Origin of the sequence: Streptomyces sp. NBC_00414, assembly GCF_036038375.1 — a bacterium.
In the GTDB taxonomy this organism is placed as follows: Bacteria; Actinomycetota; Actinomycetes; order Streptomycetales; family Streptomycetaceae; genus Streptomyces.
In genome coordinates this window covers 7,883,613-7,905,004 of the sequence record NZ_CP107935.1, presented here as the reverse complement: position 1 = coordinate 7,905,004, position 21,392 = coordinate 7,883,613, and the positions used below count along the sequence as shown (strand labels likewise).

Genomic DNA, 21,392 nt, shown 5'->3' with positions numbered 1-21,392 from the left:
CCGTGCTCACTCGTTCGGCCCAGACGGGTTGTCGGGAGGGGCGCGCGGAACATCATCGTGCGTCGTATCCTGCTCGGACACTCGCTGCCGAGCCAGGCGGGCGAACGGCACCACCCCGCCGGTATTCCTGGGCCAAGAGCTCGTCAGTTCGCCTCGCGAAGACAATCGCTGCAACCATTGACATGCGTGACACGCGACAACTGACGTTCCGCAACGACGCTTTACCAATGATCCTCTGACCGCAAGAACACCGCCCCATCGGGGCGACGTGGCCGTTCGACTGGAGTTGCACGTGGCCGGGCGCATCGAAGACTACGCACTTATCGGAGACATGCAGACGGCCGCGCTGGTCTGCAGGGACGGCACGGTGGACTGGCTGTGCCTCCCCCGCTTCGACTCCCACGCCGTCTTCGCGGGACTGCTCGGCACGGAGGAGCACGGGTTCTGGCGACTCGGCCCCGCGCATGCCGCAGACGCCGCACCACCGACGGCGGTCCGCCGTCACTACCGCGGCGACTCGCTGATCCTCGAATCCGAGTGGGACACCTCACGGGGCACGGTCCGAGTGACCGATTTCATGCCCCCGCGTGACGGCGCTCCCCAGCTGATCCGGATCGTCGAGGGCGTCACGGGCCGCGTCCCGATGCGCTCCGCGCTGCGGATGCGTTTCTCGTACGGGCGTGTGGTGCCGTGGGTCCACAAGCACGAGGGGCGCACCGTGGCCGTCGCCGGCCCCGACTCCGTGTGGTTCGACACGGAGTGCGAGACCTACGGCAAGGCCCTGACGACGTACTCGGACTTCACGGTCGCGCCGGGTGAGCGGATCGCGTTCACCATCTCCTGGGAGCCCTCGCACAAGCAGCCGCCCGCGCTCCCCGAGCCGGAGCAGGCCCTGGAGGCCACCGAGGAGTTCTGGCGCGACTGGGTGGCGCAGTGCACGTACCACGGGCCGTACCGCGAGGCCGTGGTCCGCTCGCTGATCACGCTCAAGGCGCTGACGTACGCGCCGACCGGCGGCATCGTCGCCGCTCCCACGACCTCCCTCCCGGAGGAGATCGGCGGGGTCCGCAACTGGGACTACCGCTACACGTGGCTGCGGGACGCGGCGATCACGCTGTCGTCGCTGCTGCGCACCGGCTACCGCGAGGAGGCCCGCGCCTGGCGCGAATGGCTCCTGCGCGCCGTCGCGGGCGACCCCGAGAACCTGCAGATCATGTACGGCATCGCGGGCGAGCGTGAGCTGGGCGAGGCGGAGCTCGACTGGCTGCCCGGGTACGAGAACTCAGGTCCCGTACGCGTCGGGAACGGCGCGGCGAACCAGCTCCAACTGGATGTGTACGGCGAGGTGACGGAGGCCCTGCACCTGGCCCACATGACGGGTCTGGCCCGCAACGACTACGCCTCGCTCCTCCAGCTCAAGCTGATCCGTTACCTGGAGGACCACTGGGACGAGCCGGACGAGGGCATCTGGGAGGTGCGCGGGCCGCGCCGTCACTTCGTCCACTCGAAGGTGATGGCGTGGGTCGCCGTCGACCGCACGATCAAGCTCATCGAGTCCGGGGACGCCGACGGCCCGCTGGAGAAGTGGCGCGAGCTGCGCGACGACATCCACCGGGACGTCTGTGAGAAGGGTTACGACAAGGAGCGCAACACCTTCACGCAGTCGTACGGCTCCAAGGAGCTGGACGCCTCGCTGCTGCTGATCCCGCAGATGGGCTTCCTGCCCCCGGACGACAAGCGCGTGATCGGCACGATCGAGGCCATCCAGCGCGAGCTGTCCACCTCGGACGGCTTCATCCTGCGCTACCCCACCTCCGGCGACGACGCGGGCGTGGACGGCCTGGAGGGCGACGAAGGGGCGTTCCTGGCCTGCTCGTTCTGGATGGCGGACGACCTCGCGATGATCGGCCGCGTGGACGAGGCCCGCAAGCTCTTCGAGAAGCTGCTGGCCCTGCGCAACGACCTGGGCCTCCTCGCGGAGGAGTGGGACCCGCGTCTCAAGCGCCAGGTGGGCAACTTCCCGCAGGCGTTCAGCCATGTGCCGCTGATCGACACGGCCCTGCGCCTGACGGCGTCCGGGGCGTACGGCGGCTGAGGAGAGGCCGGGAGGGCGCTGAGGGCGCCCGTGCGAGCCCCGTCCGGCGCGTCACGGCAGGTGGCGGACGGGGTAGCGTCCGGTCATGGACAGCCGTACCGACACGCCGGACACGCAGCACAGCGGCGGGATCACCGTGCAGCGGGCCCTGGAACTGCCCGGGCTGCGCGGTGGCCTGCCGGAGATCCTGGCGGGCGCCGACCGGCTGGGCCGCACCGTGCGCTGGGTGCACGCGGGCGAGGTGCCGAACATCGCCTCGCTGCTCAAGGGCGGCGAACTGCTCCTGACCACCGGATACGGGCTCGGCACCCGCCCCGCCGACCAGCGCGCCTTCGTCCGCACCCTCGCCGAGCGCGGTATCGCGGCCCTGGTCGTGGAGCTGGGTCCGCGCTTCACGAAACTGCCCGCCGCGCTCGTGGAGACGGCGCGCACGGCCGGTCTGCCGCTGGTGCAGCTGCACCGCGAGGTGGCGTTCGTGACGGTCACGGAGGAAGTCCACACCGAGATCGTCAACGGCCACTACGCACTGCTCCAGCGCGCCGAGGAGGTCCACCGGCGCTGCACACAGGCCCTGCTCGGCGGCGGTGGCATCCCCCAGGTCCTCGGCATCCTCGCCGACTTCGCCGGCAACCCGGTCTTCCTGGAGACCCCGGACGGACAGCTCCTGTACGCCGCCGGGGCCGGCCCCGCGAACGCCGACCCGCTCCAGGTGTGGGAGGGGCTGCGCGGCCAGCACAAGGCAGGTCCGCCCGCCGGTACGGTCCTCGTGGACGTGCCCGGCGGCGGGCAGGGCGACGGCCCCGGGTCCGTCCGGGCCCGGCTCGTCCTCCTCCCCGTCAACACCCCGCTCGCGCCCGTGCACCGGATCGCGACGGAACGCGCGGCGGGCGTCCTCGCCGTGGTCCTGATGCAGGCCCGTCAGGAGGAGGAGCTGGCGGCGCGTGGGCGCGGCGACTTCCTCACCGACCTCGCCGAGGGCCGGATCGCGGCCGGGGACGCGCCCGCGCAGGCCCGGGTCCTCGGGTTCAGGCCCGGCGGGAGCCCGCTGCTGCCGGTCGTCATGCGCCTCGCCGACGGGCTGTCCCCCGGCGGCGGCTGGGCCGTGCTGGCACGCGCGGTCGCCGAGGAGCTGGCCTCGGTGGGTGTACCGGTCCTGCTGGGCGTTCGCCCCGTGGAGGGCCGGGTACCGCTGCTGGTGGGACTGCGCGCCGAGTCCGAGCGGACCACGGTCGCCGACCGGGTCGCCGCGGCGCTGCGGGCTGGTGTGGAGCGGGCGGGTACGCAGCGGCCGGGAGCGCAGCCGCCGGTCGTGGTGGTCGGCGTGGCGGGCGGCTGGGCGGCCGCCTCGGCGGGCCTGCGGCACGCGGCCGAGACGGCGACGGCGGCCCAGGGGCTGTCCGACCGGCCCTGGTACGACGCGCGGCGCCTGGACATCGACCTGCTGCTGTGGCGGCTGCGGGGGCATTCGGACCTGGCCGCCTTCGTGGACCGCGCGATCGGCCCCCTGCGCGACCACGACAACCGCTCGAAGCCGCCGCTGCTGCCCACCCTGGAGACGTATCTGGCGCACGCGGGCCGCAAGGCGGAGACCGCGCGCGAGCTGCACCTCAACCGGCAGACGCTCTACAACCGGCTCGCGCGGATCGGGGAGCTGCTCGGGACGGACCTCGACGACCCGCAGACGGTCCTGGCGCTGAGCCTCGCGCTGCGGGCCCGCAGACTCGTCCCGTGACCGCGGGCCGCCGCCTCGCCCGGAGTTCGACGAAGGGCTCTACGGCAGCGGCAGCGGCGTGGTCAGCTCGTCGTACACGCTGAGGACCTGGGCCACCGTCTCGTCCTCGGTCGGCCAGGTGGCCGCCTGGCGCGTGCCCCTGTCCTTCAGCCGCTCACACCGCTCGGGATCGGCCAGCAGTGCCGTCACGGCCTCGGCGAGCGCTTCCGGGTCGCCGTGCGGGACGAGGTCGGCCGCGTCGCCGACGAGTTCGGGGATGCCTCCGGTGGCGGCCGCGATCAGGGGCACGCGCGCGTACAGGGCCTCCTGGGCGAGCACGGAGCGCGATTCGGGGCAGCCGGGCAGCAGGGCGAGGTCGGCGGCCGCGAGGAGTTCCCCGATGTCGTCCCGCCGGCCGATGAGACGTACGGGAAGCTCTTCGTCCTCGATGCGCCGCTGGAGCGCGCCGCGCAGCGGTCCCTCTCCGGCGATCACGAGCAGCGGCACGGGGTCGAGCCGTCGCCACGCGCGCGTGGCGTCCAGCAGTGTGTCGTACCCCCGGTGCCGGTCGAGGGAACCGACGGCCATCAGCAGCGGCCGGTCGGTCGTGCCGAGTTCGGCGCGCGCCTTGGGCCGCAGCCGGTCGGTCTCCTCGCCCGTGGCAACGGCCCGGCGCCGGGCCGGCAGCGCGACGGCGGCCAGCCGCGCGTCCCGCGCACCCCTGCTGCGGGCGCGGTCCACCAGGTCGGACGAGGATCCGAGGACCACCGACGCGGCCTTCGCCACCCGCCGCTCCAGGACGCGCAGCAGATGGGCCCGCGCGCCCTCGGCGTACGGGCGGGTGTGCCAGGTGACGACGAGCGGGACGCGCCGTCCGCTGAGCGCGAGCGCGGCCCGCAGCGCGGCGTGCAGGCCGTGCGCGTGCACCAGGTCGGCGTCCGCGCAGACCGTCCGCAGCGCCGCCACCGAGGCCGGGTCGTTGCGCCTCGGCACAGGTACGTGATCGGCGCCGACGCCGGTGAAGTCGTACGTGTGGTCGGCCGTGGCCGGGGCGCACACGGTGACCCGCACGCCCCGTGCGACGAGCCCCGAGGTCAGGGACCTCACATGGGCACAGCTGCCCGCGCTGCCGCCGCCGAGCACCTGGACGGTACGCAGCGGCGACTGTCCGTGCGATGAGTGTCCGTGCGGTGAGTGGCTGCTCACGTGGCTCACGTGGCCGGGGCTCCTGGTTCGGCGTCGGGCGGTCACGAAGAAAAGTACCGAAGGAACGGGCGATGGGGGTGTACCGCTCGTCCTCCTCCTAAGGATGCCAGGACGAGGGCGAGTTGCCGACCACCGTGGGACCACTGCGACACGGGGGGTGCGGACGGGATGCGGGCTCTCACTCACACGAGTGAGAGCCCGGCGATGCCCGAAGACAGCCGGGGGCGGGCGGCGTCCCAGGCGAGCCCCTGTTCACGCCCGTTGCGCGCCCCTACGGACACTGGGTCCGCCTCCGGACACCGGGTCTGCGCCCCGACGCCCGCGCTTCCCCCGCCTGTCCGCTGTCCGCTGTCCGTCCGGCGGCTATCCGTCCGCCCGTGCAGTCGCCAACAGCTCTTCCGCGTGGGCCCGCGCCGTCTGTGAGTCCTCCTGGCCCGCCAGCATCCGGGAGAGCTCACGGATGCGTTCCTCGCCCTCCAGGACCTTCACGCCGGAGCGGGTGACCGAGCCGTCGTTGGTCTTCTCGACCAGCAACTGCCGGTCGGCGAACGCGGCCACCTGCGGCAGGTGGGTGACCACGACGACCTGCGCGCTCTTCGCGAGCTTCGCGAGGCGCCGGCCGATCTCGACGGCCGCCTTGCCGCCGACACCGGCGTCGACCTCGTCGAAGAGATACGTGGGCACCGGGTCCGTACCCGCGAAGACGACCTCGACCGCGAGCATGACCCGCGACAGTTCACCGCCGGACGCGCCCTTGGCGATGGGCCGCGGCGGCGCCCCCGGGTGCGGGGCGAGGAGCAGTTCGACCTCGTCGCACCCGGCGGGCCCGTACGCGACGGGACGTCCGCCGACCTCCACACCCTCCGGGTCCTCGGTCTGCCGGATCTCGAACGACACACGCGCGTGCGGCATGGCGAGCGAGGCCAGCTCGGCGGTCACGGCGGCGGCGAAGCGCTCCGCGGCCTCCGTACGGGCGTCGGTGAGGGCCTGTGCCAGTCCGCCCAGTTCGGCCCGCAGCGCGTCGCGCTCGGCGGTGAGCTCGCCGATGCGGTCGTCGTCGCCGTCCAGCTCCAGGAGCCGCGCGGCGCTCTGCTCGGCGTAGGCCAGCACCGCGTCCACGTCCGTGCCGTACTTACGGGTCAGCGCGGTGAGCGCGGCCCGCCGCTCCTCGACCGCCGCGAGCCGCAGCGGATCCGCGTCGAGGTCGTCGGCGTATCCCGCCAGCTCCCCCGCCACGTCGCCCAGCAGGATCCCGATCTCCCCGATGCGCCCGGCGAGTGTGCCGAGCGCCGCGTCGTGGGACCGTACGGCCTCCAGGGCCCGGTGCGCGCCCGCGACGAGCGTCGTGGCGTCGATGCCCTCCGGGTCCTCGGGGTTGCCCGCGAGGGCGGCGTGCGCGGCCGTGGCGGCCGACGCGAGGGCCTCCGCGTGTCCGAGCCGCTCGGCCTCGGCCGCGAGCTCCACGTCCTCGCCCGCCCTGGGCTCCACCCCGGCGATCTCGTCGAGCCCGAAGCGCAGCATGTCGGCTTCCTGGGCGCGTTCACGGGCACGCGTGGTGATCTGGTCCAGCTCGGTGGTGATGGCGCGCAGCCGGCGGTAGGCGCCCGTGTACTTGTCGAGCGGCGCGGCGACCGCGTCGCCCGCGTACCGATCGAGGGCCTGCCGTTGCCGGGACAGCTTGAGCAGCCCCTGCTGGTCGGTCTGGCCGTGCACCGCCACGAGGTCGTCGGCGAGTTCGGCGAGCAGCCCCACGGGCACCGAACGCCCGCCGAGGTGCGCGCGCGAGCGGCCCTCCGCCGAAACGGTACGGCTGATCAGCAGGGTGCCGTCGTCGAGTTCCGCGCCGGCCTCCTCGGCCCGCTGGATCGCCGCGGAACCCTTGAGGACGGAGATCCGTCCCTCCACCACCGCGCTCTTCGCCCCGATCCGCACCAGGGCGGCGTCGGCGCGTCCGCCCATCAGCAGGCCCAGGCTGGTGACCACCATCGTCTTGCCCGCGCCGGTCTCACCGGTGACCGCGGTGAAGCCGGGCGACAGCTCGACCACCGCGTCGTCGATGACTCCGAGCGACCGTATCCGCATCTCCTCCAACACGGACATGACCATACGAGGTTTCCCCCACCCGGCGCGACGCCGCCCCATTCCCTGCACAAACGTCCAGGTATCCCCGCGCCCCGATCCGCGCCCCGCAAGGGGCGCGGGGAACTGCGCACTCCAGCCCATCCGGACCCGCAGACTCATCACCGCGCCCCGGGCGACCGCACCCCGGACGCAGCCCTAGTGAGGCGCCCCCCGCCACCCCGCCACGGGCAACGCGAACTTGGCAACCAGCCGGTCGGTGAACGAGGCATGGTGCAGCCGCGCCAGCCGCACCGGCACAGCCCCACGCCGGACCTCCACCCGCGCCCCCGGCGGCAGCTCGATCGTGCGCCGCCCGTCACACCACAGCACCCCCGGCGGGATGTGCGGCAGGATCTCCACGGCGAGCACAGAGTTCGGCGAGGTCACCAGCGGCTTCGCGAACAGCGCGTGCGCACTGATCGGCACCATGAGCAGCGCCTCCACCTCCGGCCACACCACGGGCCCGCCCGCGGAGAACGCGTACGCCGTGGACCCGGTCGGTGTCGACAGGACGATGCCGTCGCAGCCGAAGCCGGTCACGGGCCGTCCGTCGATCTCCAGGACGACCTCAAGGAGCTTCTCGGCGCCCGCCTTCTGCACGGCGGCCTCGTTGAGCGCCCAGTCCGTGTGCACGACATCGCCGTTGCTGTGCACGACGACGTCGACGGTCATACGCTCCTCGACCTCGTACGCCCTCGTCACCACCCGGTCGACGACCTTGTCGAGATCGTCCCGCTCGGCCTCCGCGAGGAAGCCGACGCGTCCGAGGTTGACGCCGAGCATCGGCACGCCGGAGGCGCGGGCGAACTCGGCGCCGCGCAGCAGCGTGCCGTCACCGCCGAGGACGATCAGCAGCTCACATCCGTCGAGGCACTCCGGAGTCGCCTCCTTGACGAGTTCCACGGTCGGCGGCAGCGGCAGATCCGCCGCCTCCGCCTCCAGGACACGTACGCCGAGACCGGAGCGCAGGAGCCCCTCGACGACCAGCTCCGCACTGCGGATGGCCGCCGGCCGTCCGGTGTGCGCGAGCAGGAAAACGGTACGAGATCGGGTGTCGGTCAACGCGGCCCCTCCGCCACTGCACGGTCAACGTCGGCCGGGTCCAGTGCGGGTGCCCCGGCACGCAGCCACAGAAAGTACTCGACATTCCCCGAGGGTCCGGGCAGCGGACTGGCCGTCACACCCTTCACCCCGAGCCCCAGTTCCCCCGCCTGCCGGGCCACACCGCGCACGGCGTCCGCCCGCAGCTCGGGACTGCGGACGACTCCGCCGCTCCCGAGCCGTTCCCTGCCCACCTCGAACTGCGGCTTGACCATCATCACCAGGTCGGCATCGGGCGCCGCGCACCGCACAAGGGCGGGCAGCACCAGGCCGAGCGGGATGAAGGACAAATCACCGACTACAAGATCCACCGGCTCCCCATCGATCGCCTCCAACGTCAACTCGCGTACGTTCGTACGGTCCTTGACGGTGACGCGTTCATCGCTTCGGAGAGACCACGCCAACTGCCCGTAGCCGACGTCCACGGCGAGGACCCGTGTGACGCCCGCGCGCAGCAGCACATCGGTGAAGCCGCCCGTGGACGCTCCGGCGTCCAGGGCCCGCCGCCCCCGGACCTCCAGGCCGAGTGGCATGAAGGCGTCCAGCGCCCCGGCGAGCTTGTGGCCGCCGCGCGAGACGTAGTCCGGGTCGTTGTCGTCCTCGGCGACCAGGATGGGGGCCGCGGTCTCCACCTGGGTGGCGGGTTTGGTCGCGAGGTTCTTGCCGACGGTGACCCGCCCGGCGGCGATCAGCTGTCCGGCGTGCTCGCGCGAGCGGGCGAGCTTGCGTCGGACCAGCTCGGCGTCGAGGCGGCGTCGTGCCACTCCTGCCACGTTCGGTTCAGCTCCTGTTGCTGTTGCTGTTGCTGTTGCTGTTGCCAGCGCTGTGGTTACTGCTGCTGTTCGGCGCTGGGGGCGCCGGAGGTCCCGGGCGGGCGTCGAGCGCGGTGAGCGCGTCGCGCAGCCCCCTGTGCACATCCTCGTACACCTCGACGTGTCCGTCCGTGGCGAGGTGGTCCGCGTCGTCCAGCCGGTCGAGCAGGGCATCCACCTCGGCATCACCCGTCGGAGTGCGCGGCACGTACAGCGGGGCGGGGGCCGCGGGGTCGTACTCGGGCCGGGCAGCGGGCTCGGGGCGGACATCGGAACCGGCGTACGGCTCCGCCTCCGCACCGAGGGGCTCCGTACCGAAGGGCTCCGTACCGAAAGGCTCAGTGCCGGAGGACCCCGCGCCGATGGGCCCTGTACCGGGGCTTTCGGTCTCCGGGCCGGTCATGGACTCGCTCATGCCCCGACGCTACCGCGAAGCGCTGAGGTACCGTCGATCACGATGGCGACGATTGAGGAGTGCCGCGGCGCACTCGACAAACTCTCGGACAACATGGCCGCCGCGAACGGCGACGTACGGAGCGCGGCCGCGTTGGACCGCTCCCTGAGCTGCCGTATCACCGACCTCGACATCACCTTCGTGGGCCGTCTCCAGGACGGCCGGATCGTGGTGCTCGACACGGTCGAGGGGCCGCCCCCCGAAAAGGCCGAGATCCGGCTCTCCATGGCAGGGGACGACCTGGTCGCGATGGTCGACGGCGAGCTGAACTTCGCGAAGGCCTGGGGCTCGGGCCGGGTCAAGCTCGAAGCGGGCCTGCGCGACCTGATCCGGCTCAGAAAGCTGCTTTGACGTTCGTACGTGCCTTCCGCGCCGCCGGTACCACCAGTGGCGTGCCCGTCTCCGGGTCGTCGATGACCTGGCAGCGCAGCCCGAAGACCTCCTCGACCAGCTCGGCCGTGACGATGTCCGCCGGAGCCCCCTCCGCGATCACCGCCCCCTCGCGCAGGGCGATCAGATGGGTGGCATACCGGGCGGCGTGGTTGAGGTCGTGCAGCACGGCGACCAGGGTGCGGCCCTGCTCCTCGTGGAGCTCGGCACACAGGTCGAGTACGTCGATCTGGTGCTGGATGTCGAGATAGGTGGTCGGTTCGTCGAGCAGCAGCAGCGGGGTCTGCTGGGCGAGCGCCATGGCGATCCACACGCGCTGGCGCTGTCCTCCGGAGAGCTCGTCGACATACCGGTCGGCGAGTTCGGCGACCCCGGTCGACGTCATGGACTCCCGTACGATCCGCTCGTCATCGGTCGACCACTGGCGCAGCAGCCCCTGGTGCGGGTACCGGCCACGGCCCACGAGGTCGCCGACGGTGATCCCGTCGGGCGCGATGGACGACTGCGGGAGCAGTCCGAGCGTCCTGGCCACCTTCTTCGCGGGCATCGACTGGATGGCCTGGCCGTCGAGGAGCACCCGGCCCTGCTGCGGCTTCAGCATCCGGGACAGCGCGCGCAGCAGCGTGGACTTGCCGCACGCGTTGGGGCCGACGATCACGGTGAACGAGTTGTCCGGTATCTCGACCGACAGCTGCTCGGCGATGACGCGCTGGTCGTAGGCGAGGGTGACGCTCTCGGCGGACAGGCGGTTCACAGTGCTCCTCTGGTTGTTCTCGTGCGGCCCGCCGTCGGCGCCCGTACGCGTACTGCCGTCGGTGTTCATATCCGGCCCGCCTTCCGCTCGGTGACCAGCAGCCACAGCAGATAGACACCGCCGAGGACTCCGGTCACCACGCCCACGGGCAGCTGGTCGGCTCCGAAGGCCCGCTGCGAGGCCCAGTCCGCGACGACCAGGAGGGTGGCGCCCATGCACATCGCCGCCACCAGGTTGGGTCCCGGTGAGCGGGTGAGGCGCCGTGCGAGCTGCGGCGCGGTGAGCGCGACGAAGCCGACCGGGCCCGCGGCGGCGGTGGCGGACGCGGTGAGCAGCACGGCGGCCAGCATCAGCAGCAGTCGGGTCCGCTCCACCCGCACGCCGAGCGCGTACGCCACGTCGTCGCCCATCTCCAGCATCCGCAGGGCGCGCGCGTTGCCGAGGACCAGTGGTACGAGTACGGCGCACAGGCCGAGCAGGGGCCAGACTTGGTCCCAGTCACGGCCGTTGAGGGACCCGGTCATCCACACGATCGCGCGGGTCGCGTCGACGAGGTCGGCCTTGGTGATCAGATAACCGTTGACGGCGGTGACGATCGCGGAGACCCCGATACCGACCAGGACCAGCCGGTATCCGTGCACGCCTCGCTTCCATGCGAGCAGATAGATGGCGAGCCCGGTCACCAGACCGCCGACCAGCGCCCCGACGGTGACCTGCTCGGCGGTTCCGGAGAACAGCACGATCATCACGAGCGCGCCGGCCGTCGAGCCCTGCCCGAGGCCCAGCACGTCCGGACTGCCCAGCGGATTGCGGGAGACGGCCTGGAAGAGCGCGCCGCCGAGCCCGAGTGCGGCGCCGACCAGGAGCCCCACCAGGACCCGCGGCAGCCGCAGTTCGTTGACGATGAACTCCTGGCCCGCGTCACCGTTGCCGAACAGCGTCTTGAGTACGTCGCCGGCGGAGATCGGGAAGTCGCCGGTGCCGATGAGCACGACGCTCGCGGTGAGCGCGGCCACCAGCAGCAGGACGACGACCGTGAAGGCGCGGACGTCGACGCGGACCGACAGTCCGCCGCCGGCACGGACCGTGCGACCACGAAAGGCCCGGACGGGAGCTGATGGGGTGGGAGTCGCCTCGGCGGGCTCGGCCTGGTCGCGTGGGGCCTTCACAGCTGTGCCGTCCTCCGCCGTCGTACGAGAAAGATGAAGACCGGGCCGCCGAGGATCGCGGTGACGATGCCGACCTGGAGCTCCGCGGGCCGCGCGACCATCCGGCCGACCACGTCGGCGCCGAGCAGCAGCACCGGCGACAGCACGGTGGCGTACGGCAGGATCCAGCGCAGGTCGGGCCCGGTGAAGGACCGGACGACGTGCGGGACCATCAGCCCCACGAAGACGATCGGCCCGCAGGCGGCGGTCGCGGCCCCGCACAGCACGGTGGCGGCGGCCATGGACAGCGCGCGGGTGCGGTTGAGGTGCGCGCCCAGCGCACGGGCGGTGTCGTCGCCCATGGCCATGGCGTTCAGCGGCCGGGCGAGCGCCAGCGCGAGGACCGTACCGGCCGCGAGGAACGGCAGTACCTGCCAGATGACGCCGTTGGTGGCCGAGGCCAGCGAACCGACCGTCCAGAAGCGCATCTTGCCGAGCGCGGCCTGATCCGTGATCATCACGGCCTGGAGATAGCCGTAGAGCGCGGCGCTGATCGCGGTGCCGGCGAGGGCGAGCCGCACCGGCGTCGCTCCCCGGCTGCCGCCGAGGAAGTACACCAGCGCCCCGACCCCGGCGGCGCCCGCGAAGGCGAACCACACATAGCCGTTCAGCGAGGTGACGCCGAAGAAGGTGATCGCCGTGACGACCGCGGCGGACGCGCCCGCGTTGATGCCGAGCAGCCCGGGGTCGGCGAGCGGGTTGCGGGTGAGCGCCTGGAGCACGGCCCCGGCGAGGCCGAGCGCGGCGCCGACGAGCAGCCCGAGCACCGTGCGCGACAGCCGCTCGCCCACCACGACGTCGCCGTACGAGCCGGAGTCCTCGAAGAGGCCGTGCCAGACCTGCTCCAGCGACAGCTCTTTCGCGCCGATCGCGATGCTCGCCATGGCGACGAGCACCAGCACGACCAGGGAGAGGAGGAGCCCGACGGCTCGTACCACCCGGCGGTTCGGGGGCGCGGGGGCGGTCTCCGCGCGCTGTTCGGGGGGACTGTCGACCAACACGCAGTTAGGTTAGCCTACCCTCGCAAGCCGGCTCGTTCCGCGTACGCGGTGACCTGCGCGACCTCCCCTTTCAGGCCTTTCGCGCGCCCCGCGACGGACGCCTGGACCCGCCCGAAGAGCCCGCACCCCCGAGCCCCTCAAAGCCCCAGCCGGGCCAGGGCCTTGCCTCCGTCCAGCTCGCTCGCCGCGTCGCCCGCCGCCGTCCAGGCAGCGGCACACAGCGCCCTCAGCCCGTCCATGGGCTCGCCGTCACCGTCCAGTTCCAGCCTCTCGCTGCCTGCCGTGGCCGTGTACCCCCCGCACCGGAAGCCGCCTCCCGCCTCGACCACCTCGGGCTGCCCGGTCAGCATCCCCCTCAGGTCGGCGTCGACATAGGTCGGCCGGTGCTGCGGGGGCGCGGCGAGGAGCTGCGCGCCGTCGGTCACGCCGGTGAGCACGAGCAGCGAGTCCACCTCGCCGTTGAACGCGCCCTCGATGTCCGTGTCGAGCCGGTCCCCCACGACCAGGGGCCGCTTCGCCCCGGTCCGCAGGATCGTCTCGCGGTGCATCGGCGGCAGCGGCTTGCCCGCCACCTGCGGTTCGGCACCGGTGGCGATCCGGACGACCTCCACGGCCGCCCCGTTGCCCGGAGCGATGCCGCGTGCGCCGGGGATCGTCAGGTCGGTGTTGGACGCGAACCACGGCACCCCGCGCGAGATCGCGTAACAGGCCTCCGCGAAGCGCCCCCACGCCAGGTCGGGCCCGCCGAAGCCCTGCACGACCGCCACCGGGTCGTCGTCGGCCGACTCGACCGGCTCAAGGCCGCGCTCGCGCAGCGCGACCCGCAGTCCCTCCCCGCCGATCACCAGCACGCGCGCGTCCTGCGGCACCTGCTCGCTGATCAGCCGGGCCACGGCCTGGGCGGAGGTGATGACGTCCGACGCCTCGGTCGCTATGCCCAGCTCCGTGAGGTGCTCCGCGACGGAGTCGGGTGTCCGCAGCGCGTTGTTCGTGACGTACGCGAGGCGCATTCCGCCGGTGTGGGCCGTGCCGAGCGACTCGACCGCGTGCGCGATCGCGTTGCCACCCGCGTACACCACGCCGTCCAGGTCGAGCAGCGCCGTGTCGTACGCCTCGCTCAGGGCCCTGTCGCTGCCCTCGGGCCGCGTCCTCGCGGTCTGGCTCATTACGCATCGCTCCTCGTTCGGTCTCTTTCCCCCGATCATCGCTCATGGCACTGACACACTTACGATGCATCAATGAACACGGCAGGTACCGCGGACGTACCGGCACGCATGGGCCTTGACCTCACCCCGTTCCGGGGCCTGCGCTACGACCCCGACCGGGTCGGCAGCCTGTCCGCCGTCACATCACCGCCGTACGACGTGGTCGTACGGCCCGACGGCCTGCAGCATCTGGAATCGGCGGACCCGCACAACATCGTCCGTCTGATCCTGCCGCAGGCCCCCACCCCCGGCATCCGCAACGAACAGGCGGCGGACACCCTGCACCGCTGGGTCTCCGAGGGTGTCCTGAGAGCCGACGCCGAGCCTGGCCTGTACGTCTACGAGCAGCGGGACGACGAAGGCATGTTCCAGCGGGGCGTCATCGGCGCCCTGCGCCTGTCCGAGCCGTCCGAGGGCGTGGTTCTGCCGCACGAGGACGTCATGCCGCACGTCGTCGCGGACCGCGCGGCCCTCATGCGGGCCACCTCCGCGAACCTCGAACCTCTGCTGCTGACCTACCGGGGCGACGGCACGGCCTCCGGTACGACGGCCGTCATCGAACGCACCGCGGAGCGCCCGCCCCTGCTGTCCACCACCACGGAGGACGGCTTCAGCCATCGCCTGTGGGCCGTGACCGATCCGGCCGACCTCGCCGAGGTCCACACGGATCTGGCCGACCGCCAGGCACTCATCGCCGACGGCCACCACCGCTGGGCGACCTATCTGCAGATCCGCGGGGAGCACCCCTCACCCAGCCCCTGGGACTACGGCCTGGTGCTCCTGGTGGACACCGCACGCCATCCGCTCCGCGTCCGCGCGATCCACCGTCTCCTGCACCAGCTCCCGGTGCCCGAGGCCCTCGCGGCCCTGGACGACTCCTTCCGCGTACGCCGCATCGACGAACCCCTCCCCGCGGCCCTGTCGGCCCTCTCCGTAGCGGCCACCGAGGGAAACGCCTTCCTCCTTGCGGGCGACGGCACCTTCCACCTCGTCGACCGCCCCTCCCCCGACCTCCTCGCCCGTACGATCCCGCCGGACCCGCCGGAGGCCTGGCGGACCCTCGACGCGACGGTCCTGCACGCCACGCTGCTCGACCACATCTGGAAGATTCCGGACATTCCCGAGCACATCGCGTACATCCACGACACGGCCGCCACGGTCGCCAAGGCGGAGCGCGACGGCGGCACGGCCGTCCTGATGCACCCGGTCCGCGAGGAGGTCGTACGCGATCTGGCGAGCCAGGGCGTCACGATGCCCCGCAAGTCGACGTCCTTCGGCCCGAAGCCGGCGTCGGGCCTGGTGCTGCGCGCCCTCGCCGTCTGACACACCCCTCGGAAACACGAACGGGCGGGACTCCCCTCAGGGAATCCCGCCCGCACGCTTCTACGCTTCCTGAGGGCCCCGAAGGACCTCAGTCCTCCAGATCGCCCTTGGCCTCGCCCTTGGCGCCGTCTGTGTGGCTGTCCTTGTGGCTGCCGTCCACCTCGACGGCGTCCTCCGGCTCATCCCCGGAGTCCTCGACCGCTTCGGCCTCGTCGGAGTCCTCGGTCGCAGCGGCGTCAGCGGGGGCGTCGGTCTCGGCAACCTCGACGGCCGGCACCTCGGAGGTCAAGACCTCCGGAGCGCTGTCGTCGTCGCTGACGTCATCGTCCTCGACATCGACATCGACATCGACGTCGTGCTCCTGCGACTCCGTGTCCACGATCTCGACCTCAACCTCAACCTCGTCATCGTCCTTGACGAGCGCGTCCACGAACTCGACGCCGTCGAGTTCCGCGAGGCGGTCGGAGGCGTCCGTGCTGCCCTCCTTGTCGGACTCGACGGCCTTGGCGAACCACTCACGGGCCTCGCCCTCACGACCGGCCGCGAGCAGCGCGTCGGCGTACGCGTAACGCAGCCGCGGGGTCCAGGGCTGTGCGGAGTTGGAGGCCAGCTCGGGGCTCTGCAGCGTGACGATGGCAGCGTCGAGCTGGCCCATGTCCCGCCGCGCACCGGCCGCCACGAGCCGCATCTCGACCTGTCCGGCCTTGTCGAGCTTCTGGACCTCGGGAGCCCCGGCCATGTCGAGCGCCCTCTCGGGGCGCCCCAGGCCACGCTCGCAGTCCGCCATGACGGGCCACAGGTCCACGTTGCCGGTCATGCGCCGCGCGGCCCTGAACTCGGCGAGTGCCTCGCTGTACTTCTGGTTCGCGTATGCGGCGAAACCGGCGGCCTCACGCACAGCGGCGACACGGGACGCGAGCCGCAGCGCGACCCTGGAGTAGCCGTAAGCGCCCTCGGGGTCCTCGTCGATGAGCCGGGCCACCATCACCAGGTTCCTGGAGACGTCCTCGGCAAGTCCCTTGGGCAGGCTCATGAGCTCCTGCCGTACGTCCTTGTCGATCTCGTCGCCCGTGACCTCGTCCGGGATCGGCAGCCGCTTGATCGGCTCGCGGTCACGGTCGCGCTCGTCGCGGAAGCGGCCACCGGCACGGTCGTCGCGCCCACCACGGTCGTCGCGCCCACGGAAGCCACCACCACTGGGGCGGCCACGGCTGTCGTCGCGGCGGGGCCCGCCACGGTCGTCGCGTCCACGGAAACCGCCGCGGTCGCCGCCGGCGCTGCCACGGTTGTCGTCACGCCTGAAAGCCGGGCGGTCGCTGCCGCCGCCGCGGTTGTCGTCACGGCGGTCGTCGCGACGGAACGCCGGACGGTCGTTGTCACGACGCGGAGCACCACGCTCATCATCACGACGGAACGCCGGACGGTCACCGCCACGATTGTCGTCACGGCGGAAGCCACCGCGGTCACCGCCACCGCCACCGCGATTGTCGTCACGCCGGAAACCACCACGGTCGCCACCACCGCGATTGTCGTCACGGCGGTCGTCGCGACGGAAGGGCGGACGGTCGTTGTCACGGCGCGGAGCACCACGCTCATCGTCACGACGGAACGCCGGACGGTCACCGCCGCCACGGTTGTCATCACGACGGAAAGGCGGACGGTCGCCGCCGCCACTGCGGTCGTCGCGCCCACGGAAACCACCGCGGTCGCCACCGCCGCTGCTGCCGCCACGGTTGTCGTCACGCCGGAAACCACCACGGTCGCCACCACCGCGATTGTCGTCACGGCGGAAGGGCGGACGGTCGTTGTCACGACGCGGAGCACCACGCTCATCGTCACGACGGAACGCCGGACGGTCACCGCCACGATTGTCGTCACGCCGGAAACCACCACGGTCACCGCCGCCGCGATTGTCGTCACGGCGGTCGTCGCGACGGAACGCCGGACGGTCGCCGTCACGACGCGGGGCACCGCGGTCACGGTCGTCGCGGCTCGGCCCGCTGGGCCGGTCGTCACGGCGGAAGGGCGGACGGCTTCCACCACTGCGGTTGTCATCGCGGCGGAAGCCACCGCGGTCGCCGCCACCACTGCCGCCACCACGGTTGTCGTCACGCCTGAAGGCCGGACGGTCACCGCCACCACCGCGGTTGTCGTCGCGGCGGAAAGGCGGACGGTCGTTGTCACGGCGCGGAGCACCACGCTCATCGTCACGACGGAAGGGCGGGCGATCGCCACCGCCACGGTTGTCGTCACGTCGGCCGGCCCCGCCGCGATCGTTGTCACGGCTCGGGCCCCCGCGGTAGCCGCCGCGGTCACCACTGTCCCGGCGTCGCTGATCGCGCTCCGGTCGCTCGTCGGGAGAGTTGGTGGACATGGGTGACTCCTGTCATCGGTACCGCAAGTCATTCTCGCGCAGCCGGGTACCCGGCGCGCTTCGGAAAAACAAAAAAGGACCTCTGGTCCCAGCGAGTCGCTGGGACCAGAGGTCCTCCAAAGATTGTTCGGCGGCGTCCTACTCTCCCACAGGGTCCCCCCTGCAGTACCATCGGCGCTGTAAGGCTTAGCTTCCGGGTTCGGAATGTAACCGGGCGTTTCCCTCACGCTATGACCACCGAAACCCTTTCAGACACTCCGCCAGATGGCAGAGCTGTGAACGGGCAGCGAACAAGCACACTATTTAATTGACTAGTGGAACTGTTCAGCCAGCACAACCGTTCGTTGTCTGGGAACTACACAGTGGACGCGAGCAACTGAGGACAAGCCCTCGGCCTATTAGTACCGGTCAGCTCCACCCCTTACAGGGCTTCCACATCCGGCCTATCAACCCAGTCGTCTACTGGGAGCCTTAACCAATCTAGTTGGTGGGAATACTCATCTCGAAGCAGGCTTCCCGCTTAGATGCTTTCAGCGGTTATCCCTCCCGAACGTAGCCAACCAGCCATGCCCTTGGCAGGACAACTGGCACACCAGAGGTTCGTCCGTCCCGGTCCTCTCGTACTAGGGACAGCCCTTCTCAATATTCCTACGCGCACAGCGGATAGGGACCGAACTGTCTCACGACGTTCTAAACCCAGCTCGCGTACCGCTTTAATGGGCGAACAGCCCAACCCTTGGGACCGACTCCAGCCCCAGGATGCGACGAGCCGACATCGAGGTGCCAAACCATCCCGTCGATATGGACTCTTGGGGAAGATCAGCCTGTTATCCCCGGGGTACCTTTTATCCGTTGAGCGACGGCGCTTCCACAAGCCACCGCCGGATCACTAGTCCCGACTTTCGTCCCTGCTCGACCCGTCGGTCTCACAGTCAAGCTCCCTTGTGCACTTACACTCAACACCTGATTGCCAACCAGGCTGAGGGAACCTTTGGGCGCCTCCGTTACTCTTTAGGAGGCAACCGCCCCAGTTAAACTACCCATCAGACACTGTCCCTGATCCGGATCACGGACCCAGGTTAGACATCCAGCACGACCAGACTGGTATTTCAACGACGACTCCACACTGGCTGGCGCCAATGCTTCACAGTCTCCCAGCTATCCTACACAAGCCGAACCGAACACCAATATCAAACTATAGTAAAGGTCCCGGGGTCTTTCCGTCCTGCTGCGCGAAACGAGCATCTTTACTCGTAGTGCAATTTCACCGGGCCTATGGTTGAGACAGTCGAGAAGTCGTTACGCCATTCGTGCAGGTCGGAACTTACCCGACAAGGAATTTCGCTACCTTAGGATGGTTATAGTTACCACCGCCGTTTACTGGCGCTTAAGTTCTCAGCCTCGCACACCCGAAGGTGCACTAACCGGTCCCCTTAACGTTCCAGCACCGGGCAGGCGTCAGTCCGTATACATCGCCTTACGGCTTCGCACGGACCTGTGTTTTTAGTAAACAGTCGCTTCTCGCTGGTCTCTGCGGCCACCCCCAGCTCACCGAGTAAATCGGATCACCAAGAATGGCCCCCTTCTCCCGAAGTTACGGGGGCATTTTGCCGAGTTCCTTAACCATAGTTCACCCGAACGCCTCGGTATTCTCTACCTGACCACCTGAGTCGGTTTAGGGTACGGGCCGCCATGAAACTCGCTAGAGGCTTTTCTCGACAGCATAGGATCATCCACTTCACCACAATCGGCTCGGCATCAGGTCTCACCCTTAACGTCATCCGGATTTACCTAGATAACGGGCTACACCCTTACCCCGGGACTACCACCGCCCGGGCTGGACTACCTTCCTGCGTCACCCCATCACTCACCTACTACAGGTCTGGTCCGTCGGCTCCACCACTTTCCATTCCCCGAAGGGTCCGGAACGGCTTCACGGACTTAGCATCGCCTGGTTCGATGTTTGACGCTTCACAGCGGGTACCGGAATATCAACCGGTTATCCATCGACTACGCCTGTCGGCCTCGCCTTAGGTCCCGACTTACCCTGGGCAGATCAGCTTGACCCAGGAACCCTTAGTCAATCGGCGCACACGTTTCTCACGTGTGTATCGCTACTCATGCCTGCATTCTCACTCGTGAACCGTCCACCACTGCCTTCCGGCGCGGCTTCACCCGGCACACGACGCTCCCCTACCCATCCATACAGGCGTTGGCCCTATTGCATGAATGACACGACTTCGGCGGTACGCTTGAGCCCCGCTACATTGTCGGCGCGGAATCACTAGACCAGTGAGCTATTACGCACTCTTTCAAGGGTGGCTGCTTCTAAGCCAACCTCCTGGTTGTCTGTGCGACTCCACATCCTTTCCCACTTAGCGTACGCTTAGGGGCCTTAGTCGATGCTCTGGGCTGTTTCCCTCTCGACCATGGAGCTTATCCCCCACAGTCTCACTGCCGCGCTCTCACTTACCGGCATTCGGAGTTTGGCTAAGGTCAGTAACCCGGTAGGGCCCATCGCCTATCCAGTGCTCTACCTCCGGCAAGAAACACACGACGCTGCACCTAAATGCATTTCGGGGAGAACCAGCTATCACGGAGTTTGATTGGCCTTTCACCCCTAACCACAGGTCATCCCCCAGGTTTTCAACCCTGGTGGGTTCGGTCCTCCACGACCTCTTACAGCCGCTTCAACCTGCCCATGGCTAGATCACTCCGCTTCGGGTCTTGAGCGCGCTACTATATCGCCCTATTCGGACTCGCTTTCGCTACGGCTTCCCCACACGGGTTAACCTCGCAACACACCGCAAACTCGCAGGCTCATTCTTCAAAAGGCACGCAGTCACGACCCACCAAGTAAACTTGATGAGCGACGCTCCCACGGCTTGTAGGCACACGGTTTCAGGTACTATTTCACTCCGCTCCCGCGGTACTTTTCACCATTCCCTCACGGTACTATCCGCTATCGGTCACCAGGGAATATTTAGGCTTAGCGGGTGGTCCCGCCAGATTCACACGGGATTTCTCGGGCCCCGTGCTACTTGGGTGTCTCTCAAACGAGCCGTTGATGTTTCGACTACGGGGGTCTTACCCTCTACGCCGGACCTTTCGCATGTCCTTCGCCTACACCAACGGTTTCTGACTCGTCTCACAGCCGGCAGACTGTGAAAGAGAGATCCCACAACCCCGCATGCGCAACCCCTGCCGGGTCTCACACACATACGGTTTGGCCTCATCCGGTTTCGCTCGCCACTACTCCCGGAATCACGGTTGTTTTCTCTTCCTGCGGGTACTGAGATGTTTCACTTCCCCGCGTTCCCTCCACACACCCTATGTGTTCAGATGTGGGTGACAGCCCATGACGACTGCCGGGTTTCCCCATTCGGAAACCCCCGGATCAAAGCCTGGTTGACGGCTCCCCGGGGACTATCGTGGCCTCCCACGTCCTTCATCGGTTCCTGGTACCAAGGCATCCACCGTGCGCCCTTAAAAACTTGGCCACAGATGCTCGCGTCCACTGTGCAGTTCTCAAACAACGACCAACCACCCATCACCCCACCCTTACCAGGTGAGTGCACTGGGGCCGGCACCGAAGGACGACCATGACGGCCGCACCTTCAGACACCCAACAGCGTGC

The 21,392-nt window shown here is 69.6% G+C and carries 14 protein-coding genes, 2 rRNA genes and 1 pseudogene; 4 read left to right on the top strand and 13 right to left on the bottom strand.

All coding sequences use genetic code 11. The features are described 5' to 3' along the window. The first annotated feature begins 292 nt into the window (after positions 1-292). Both OHS59_RS34375 and OHS59_RS34370 read left to right on the top strand, forming a co-directional pair. Positions 293-2,095 carry a glycoside hydrolase family 15 protein gene (locus OHS59_RS34375; RefSeq protein WP_328499468.1) on the top strand — a complete coding sequence of 601 codons (1,803 nt, stop codon included), beginning with the start codon at positions 293-295 and terminating at the stop codon, positions 2,093-2,095. An 85-nt stretch (positions 2,096-2,180) separates the two neighbouring features. Next, positions 2,181-3,827, top strand: a complete 1,647-nt coding sequence (locus OHS59_RS34370) for a PucR family transcriptional regulator (protein WP_328497236.1) — start codon at positions 2,181-2,183, stop codon at positions 3,825-3,827. A gap of 39 nt (positions 3,828-3,866) precedes the next feature. On the opposite strand, the gene OHS59_RS34365 is transcribed toward OHS59_RS34370, so the two are convergent. The 5 genes from OHS59_RS34365 to OHS59_RS34345 form a co-directional block, all read right to left on the bottom strand. After that, positions 3,867-5,021, bottom strand: a complete 1,155-nt coding sequence (locus OHS59_RS34365) for a glycosyltransferase family 4 protein (protein WP_328497235.1) — start codon at positions 5,019-5,021, stop codon at positions 3,867-3,869. Between the two features lie 354 nt (positions 5,022-5,375). Beyond that, complete coding sequence (recN, locus tag OHS59_RS34360) at positions 5,376-7,118, bottom strand: DNA repair protein RecN (protein ID WP_328497234.1); 1,743 nt, start codon at positions 7,116-7,118, stop codon at positions 5,376-5,378. Between the two features lie 171 nt (positions 7,119-7,289). Next, the gene (locus OHS59_RS34355) at positions 7,290-8,195 is read right to left on the bottom strand and encodes an NAD kinase (protein WP_107021203.1); all 906 of its coding nucleotides are present in this window, start codon (positions 8,193-8,195) and stop codon (positions 7,290-7,292) included. Beyond that, positions 8,192-9,007: a TlyA family RNA methyltransferase gene (locus tag OHS59_RS34350; RefSeq protein ID WP_328497233.1), complete on the bottom strand. Its 816-nt coding sequence runs from the start codon at positions 9,005-9,007 to the stop codon at positions 8,192-8,194. The genes OHS59_RS34355 and OHS59_RS34350 overlap by 4 nt, the downstream gene beginning before the upstream one ends. Positions 9,008-9,014: 7 nt before the next feature. Continuing rightward, positions 9,015-9,410 carry a hypothetical protein gene (locus OHS59_RS34345; RefSeq protein WP_443061663.1) on the bottom strand — a complete coding sequence of 132 codons (396 nt, stop codon included), beginning with the start codon at positions 9,408-9,410 and terminating at the stop codon, positions 9,015-9,017. A 93-nt stretch (positions 9,411-9,503) separates the two neighbouring features. On the opposite strand from OHS59_RS34345, the gene OHS59_RS34340 reads away from it, so the two are divergent. After that, positions 9,504-9,851, top strand: a complete 348-nt coding sequence (locus tag OHS59_RS34340) for an SCP2 sterol-binding domain-containing protein (RefSeq protein WP_328497231.1) — start codon at positions 9,504-9,506, stop codon at positions 9,849-9,851. On the opposite strand, the gene OHS59_RS34335 is transcribed toward OHS59_RS34340, so the two are convergent. The 4 genes from OHS59_RS34335 to OHS59_RS34320 form a co-directional block, all read right to left on the bottom strand. Beyond that, positions 9,835-10,713, bottom strand: coding sequence for an ABC transporter ATP-binding protein (locus OHS59_RS34335; RefSeq protein WP_328497230.1), 879 nt, complete (start codon positions 10,711-10,713; stop codon positions 9,835-9,837). The two genes, OHS59_RS34340 and OHS59_RS34335, sit on opposite strands and share 17 nt — an antisense overlap. Then, on the bottom strand, positions 10,710-11,711 hold the full coding sequence (locus OHS59_RS34330; protein WP_328499467.1) for a FecCD family ABC transporter permease: 1,002 nt from the start codon (positions 11,709-11,711) through the stop codon (positions 10,710-10,712). The genes OHS59_RS34335 and OHS59_RS34330 overlap by 4 nt, the downstream gene beginning before the upstream one ends. A gap of 98 nt (positions 11,712-11,809) precedes the next feature. After that, positions 11,810-12,853 (bottom strand): FecCD family ABC transporter permease, encoded by a 1,044-nt coding sequence (locus OHS59_RS34325; RefSeq protein WP_328497229.1) that lies wholly within the window; start codon positions 12,851-12,853, stop codon positions 11,810-11,812. A gap of 137 nt (positions 12,854-12,990) precedes the next feature. Beyond that, positions 12,991-14,019: an HAD hydrolase-like protein gene (locus OHS59_RS34320; protein ID WP_328497228.1), complete on the bottom strand. Its 1,029-nt coding sequence runs from the start codon at positions 14,017-14,019 to the stop codon at positions 12,991-12,993. Between the two features lie 72 nt (positions 14,020-14,091). On the opposite strand from OHS59_RS34320, the gene OHS59_RS34315 reads away from it, so the two are divergent. Then, the gene (locus tag OHS59_RS34315; RefSeq protein ID WP_328497227.1) at positions 14,092-15,381 is read left to right on the top strand and encodes a DUF1015 domain-containing protein; all 1,290 of its coding nucleotides are present in this window, start codon (positions 14,092-14,094) and stop codon (positions 15,379-15,381) included. 88 nt (positions 15,382-15,469) lie between these two features. On the opposite strand, the gene OHS59_RS34310 is transcribed toward OHS59_RS34315, so the two are convergent. The 4 genes and pseudogenes from OHS59_RS34310 to OHS59_RS34295 form a co-directional block, all read right to left on the bottom strand. Then, positions 15,470-16,414, bottom strand: a complete 945-nt coding sequence (locus OHS59_RS34310; RefSeq protein ID WP_328499466.1) for a hypothetical protein — start codon at positions 16,412-16,414, stop codon at positions 15,470-15,472. A 222-nt stretch (positions 16,415-16,636) separates the two neighbouring features. Continuing rightward, positions 16,637-17,350, bottom strand: a pseudogene (locus OHS59_RS44630) (tetratricopeptide repeat protein); the annotation flags it as partial. Positions 17,351-17,880: 530 nt separating this feature from the next. Then, positions 17,881-17,997 (bottom strand): 5S ribosomal RNA (rrf, locus tag OHS59_RS34300). A gap of 136 nt (positions 17,998-18,133) precedes the next feature. Beyond that, positions 18,134-21,255 (bottom strand): 23S ribosomal RNA (locus OHS59_RS34295). Positions 21,256-21,392: the final 137 nt, after the last annotated feature.